Source organism: Pseudomonas sp. PICF6 (assembly GCF_009831705.1).
Classification (GTDB): domain Bacteria; phylum Pseudomonadota; class Gammaproteobacteria; order Pseudomonadales; family Pseudomonadaceae; genus Aquipseudomonas; species Aquipseudomonas rhizophila.
Genome location: NZ_WUUD01000031.1, coordinates 12,304 through 15,485, shown reverse-complemented (window position 1 = coordinate 15,485; position 3,182 = coordinate 12,304). Strand labels below are relative to the sequence as shown.

Sequence of the window (3,182 nt, the reverse complement as noted above, 5' to 3'; positions counted from 1 at the left end):
GATCAAGACCATCGCGATGGAAGACGGTCTGCGTTTCGCTATCCGTGAAGGCGGCCGTACCGTCGGCGCTGGTGTCGTAGCCAAAGTCATCGAGTAAACAGTTGTAATGTCTTTTTCGGGCCGGCATAATGGTCGGCCTGATTTTGTTTTAGGTCAGTAGCTCAATTGGCAGAGCGACGGTCTCCAAAACCGTAGGTTGGGGGTTCGATTCCCTCCTGACCTGCCAGATTCACTTGGTGTGTCTGGCTTTCTTTTCACAGGATCTTCATAGATGACTCCTAAAGCTGAAGCTCAAGGCTCTCGCTTCGATCTGCTCAAGTGGCTAGTGGTAGTCGCTTTGGTGGTTGTTGGCGTTGTTGGCAATCAGTATTACTCTGCTTCGCCGATCCTGTACCGTGTACTTGCATTGCTTGCCATTGCCGCTGTTGCTGCCTTTGTGGGGCTGCAAACGGCTAAGGGCAAGTCTTTCTTTGTACTCGCTAAGGAAGCTCGCACCGAGATTCGTAAAGTCGTATGGCCGACTCGCCAAGAAACCACGCAGACCACGTTGATCGTTGTGGCTGTTGTTCTGGTAATGGCGTTGCTGTTGTGGGGGCTCGATTCCCTGCTCGGCTGGCTTGTTTCCTTGATTGTTGGCTAAGGGTGTCCCGTGGCTAAGCGTTGGTACGTTGTGCATGCTTACTCGGGTTACGAGAAGCATGTCATGCGCTCGCTGGTAGAGCGCGTAAAGCTGGCTGGCATGGAAGATGGCTTTGGCGAGATTCTGGTCCCCACTGAAGAAGTGGTTGAGATGCGTAATGGCCAGAAGCGCAAAAGTGAACGCAAGTTCTTTCCAGGCTACGTGCTGGTACAGATGGATATGAACGAAGGGACTTGGCACTTGGTCAAGGATACCCCTCGGGTGATGGGCTTCATTGGCGGTACCGCTGACAAGCCTGCGCCGATTACAGATAAAGAGGCAGAAGCGATTCTGCGTCGCGTCGCTGATGGTAGCGATAAGCCGAAGCCAAAAACACTGTTTGAGCCAGGTGAAGTTGTTCGGGTCACTGACGGCCCATTCGCTGACTTTAATGGCACGGTTGAAGAAGTTAACTACGAAAAGAGCCGGATCCAAGTGGCAGTGCTCATTTTCGGTCGCTCTACTCCGGTAGAGCTAGAGTTCAGTCAGGTCGAAAAGGTCTGATTGAACAGGCATCCCAACCCCGCAGCCCTAGGCTGTGGGGTTTTGTCGTCACTGGGATAAACGCGCAAGTAACCGGGGAGCCTTTCGAGGCGCTAGAACCCGTAATTGGAGTGCCTCATGGCCAAGAAAATTACCGCTTACATCAAGCTGCAAGTGAAGGCCGCTCAGGCTAACCCAAGCCCACCTGTTGGTCCTGCCCTGGGTCAGCACGGCGTGAACATCATGGAATTCTGCAAGGCCTTCAACGCCCGTACTCAGGGTCTTGAGCCAGGTCTGCCAACTCCAGTGATCATCACTGTCTACAGCGACCGTAGCTTCACCTTCGAAACTAAAAGCACCCCTGCTTCGGTTCTGCTGAAGAAGGCTGCAGGTTTGACCAGCGGTTCCGCTCGTCCAAACACCGTTAAGGTTGGCACCGTTACCCGTGCCCAGCTGGAAGAAATCGCGAAAACCAAAAACGCGGATCTGACTGCAGCTGATATGGATGCAGCCGTGCGTACTATCGCCGGTTCTGCTCGTAGCATGGGCCTTAACGTGGAGGGTGTGTAATGGCTAAGCTGACCAAGCGTCAAAAGGCTATCGCCGGCAAAATCGAAGCAGGCAAGGCCTACAACTTTGTAGACGCCGCCGCTCTGCTGGCCGAGCTGTCGACTGTCAAGTTCAGCGAGTCGTTCGACGTTGCTGTAAACCTGGGTGTTGACCCGCGTAAATCCGACCAGGTCGTTCGTAGCGCTACCGTGCTGCCACACGGCACTGGCAAGACCGTTCGTGTAGCTGTTTTCACCCAGGGCCCAGCAGCTGAAGCTGCTCTGGCTGCTGGTGCTGATCGCGTAGGCATGGACGATCTGGCTGCTGAAATGAAAGGCGGCGACCTGAACTATGACGTAGTTATCGCATCCCCGGATGCCATGCGCGTTGTGGGTCAGTTGGGTCAGATCCTCGGTCCACGTGGTCTGATGCCTAACCCTAAAGTCGGCACCGTAACGCCAGACGTAGCTACCGCGGTTAAAAACGCCAAGGCTGGTCAGGTTCGTTATCGCACCGACAAGAACGGCATCATTCACACCTCCGTTGGCAAGATTGGCTTCGACGCCGTCAAGCTGAAGGAAAACGTAGAAGCCCTGATCGCTGATCTGAAGCGTATCAAGCCAGCTTCTTCGAAAGGCATCTACGTCAAGCGCGTTACCCTGAGCACCACTATGGGCCCAGGTCTGGTCATCGATCAGAGCTCGCTCGACGCGTAAGACTCAGATTGGCGCAAGCGATTGCGCCAATCGAAAAATTGGGGTCCCTGCCTGGCGGGGGCTGTCCAAGACCGTAGGCGACGCAAGTCTTAAACCACAAGCCTACGCAGATGGTGCTCCCGGTTCCTTACCGAATCAGACACCAAAACGACATTCGGTTTCGACCGAATGAAACGGTAACAAGCAGGAGTTAAACCCGTGGCAATTAATCTCGAAGACAAGAAGGCCATCGTCGCTGAAGTCAACGAGGCTGCCAAAGTCGCTCTGTCCGCTGTCGTGGCTGATGCCCGTGGCGTAACAGTAGGCGCAATGACCGGACTCCGTAAAGAGGCCCGTGAAGCTGGTGTTTACGTACGTGTCGTACGTAACACCCTGCTCAAGCGCGCAGTTGCTGACACTGAATACAGTGTTCTCAACGACGTGTTCACCGGCCCGACCCTGATCGCGTTCTCCAAAGATCATCCAGGCGCTGCTGCCCGTTTGTTCAAGGAATTCGCCAAGGGTCAGGACAAGTTCGAGATCAAGGCAGCTGCGTTCGAGGGCAAGTTCCTCGCAGCTAATCAGATCGATGTACTGGCAACACTGCCGACCCGCGACGAAGCCATTTCGCAGCTGATGAGCGTGATTCAAGGCGCTACCAGCAAGCTGGCTCGTACTCTGGCTGCAGTTCGCGAGCAAAAAGAAGCTGCCGCAGCCTAAGGCTGAGCACTTCCTCTCGCGCTTTTTTGTTTATTTCGATGGCCGCGTAGGCCGTC

Annotated in this window: 5 protein-coding genes, 1 tRNA gene and 1 pseudogene; all 7 read left to right on the top strand. The window is 54.7% G+C overall.

Annotation, left to right across the window (positions count from 1 at the left end):
- Positions 1-97 (top strand): annotated as a pseudogene (locus GSM73_RS20630) (elongation factor Tu); the annotation flags it as partial.
- A 53-nt stretch (positions 98-150) separates the two neighbouring features.
- Positions 151-226, top strand: a tRNA-Trp gene (locus tag GSM73_RS20625).
- A 45-nt stretch (positions 227-271) separates the two neighbouring features.
- Complete coding sequence (secE, locus tag GSM73_RS20620) at positions 272-640, top strand: preprotein translocase subunit SecE (protein ID WP_003186101.1); 369 nt, start codon at positions 272-274, stop codon at positions 638-640.
- 9 nt (positions 641-649) lie between these two features.
- On the top strand, positions 650-1,183 hold the full coding sequence (nusG, locus tag GSM73_RS20615) for a transcription termination/antitermination protein NusG (RefSeq protein ID WP_003186097.1): 534 nt from the start codon (positions 650-652) through the stop codon (positions 1,181-1,183).
- Between the two features lie 117 nt (positions 1,184-1,300).
- Positions 1,301-1,732 (top strand): 50S ribosomal protein L11, encoded by a 432-nt coding sequence (rplK, locus tag GSM73_RS20610; RefSeq protein WP_003176435.1) that lies wholly within the window; start codon positions 1,301-1,303, stop codon positions 1,730-1,732.
- Positions 1,732-2,427 (top strand): 50S ribosomal protein L1, encoded by a 696-nt coding sequence (gene rplA / locus GSM73_RS20605; RefSeq protein WP_003186095.1) that lies wholly within the window; start codon positions 1,732-1,734, stop codon positions 2,425-2,427. The genes rplK and rplA overlap by 1 nt, the downstream gene beginning before the upstream one ends.
- A gap of 198 nt (positions 2,428-2,625) precedes the next feature.
- Positions 2,626-3,126 (top strand): 50S ribosomal protein L10, encoded by a 501-nt coding sequence (gene rplJ, locus GSM73_RS20600; RefSeq protein ID WP_047230484.1) that lies wholly within the window; start codon positions 2,626-2,628, stop codon positions 3,124-3,126.
- Positions 3,127-3,182 lie beyond the last annotated feature (56 nt).

Excerpts from the sequence above, each read along its gene's own strand:
- secE (WP_003186101.1), top strand. The coding sequence starts at position 272 with ATGACTCCTAAAGCTGAAGCTCAAGGCTCTCGCTTCGATCTGCTCAAG.
- rplA (WP_003186095.1), top strand. The coding sequence starts at position 1,732 with ATGGCTAAGCTGACCAAGCGTCAAAAGGCTATCGCCGGCAAAATCGAA.
- rplK (WP_003176435.1), top strand. The coding sequence starts at position 1,301 with ATGGCCAAGAAAATTACCGCTTACATCAAGCTGCAAGTGAAGGCCGCT.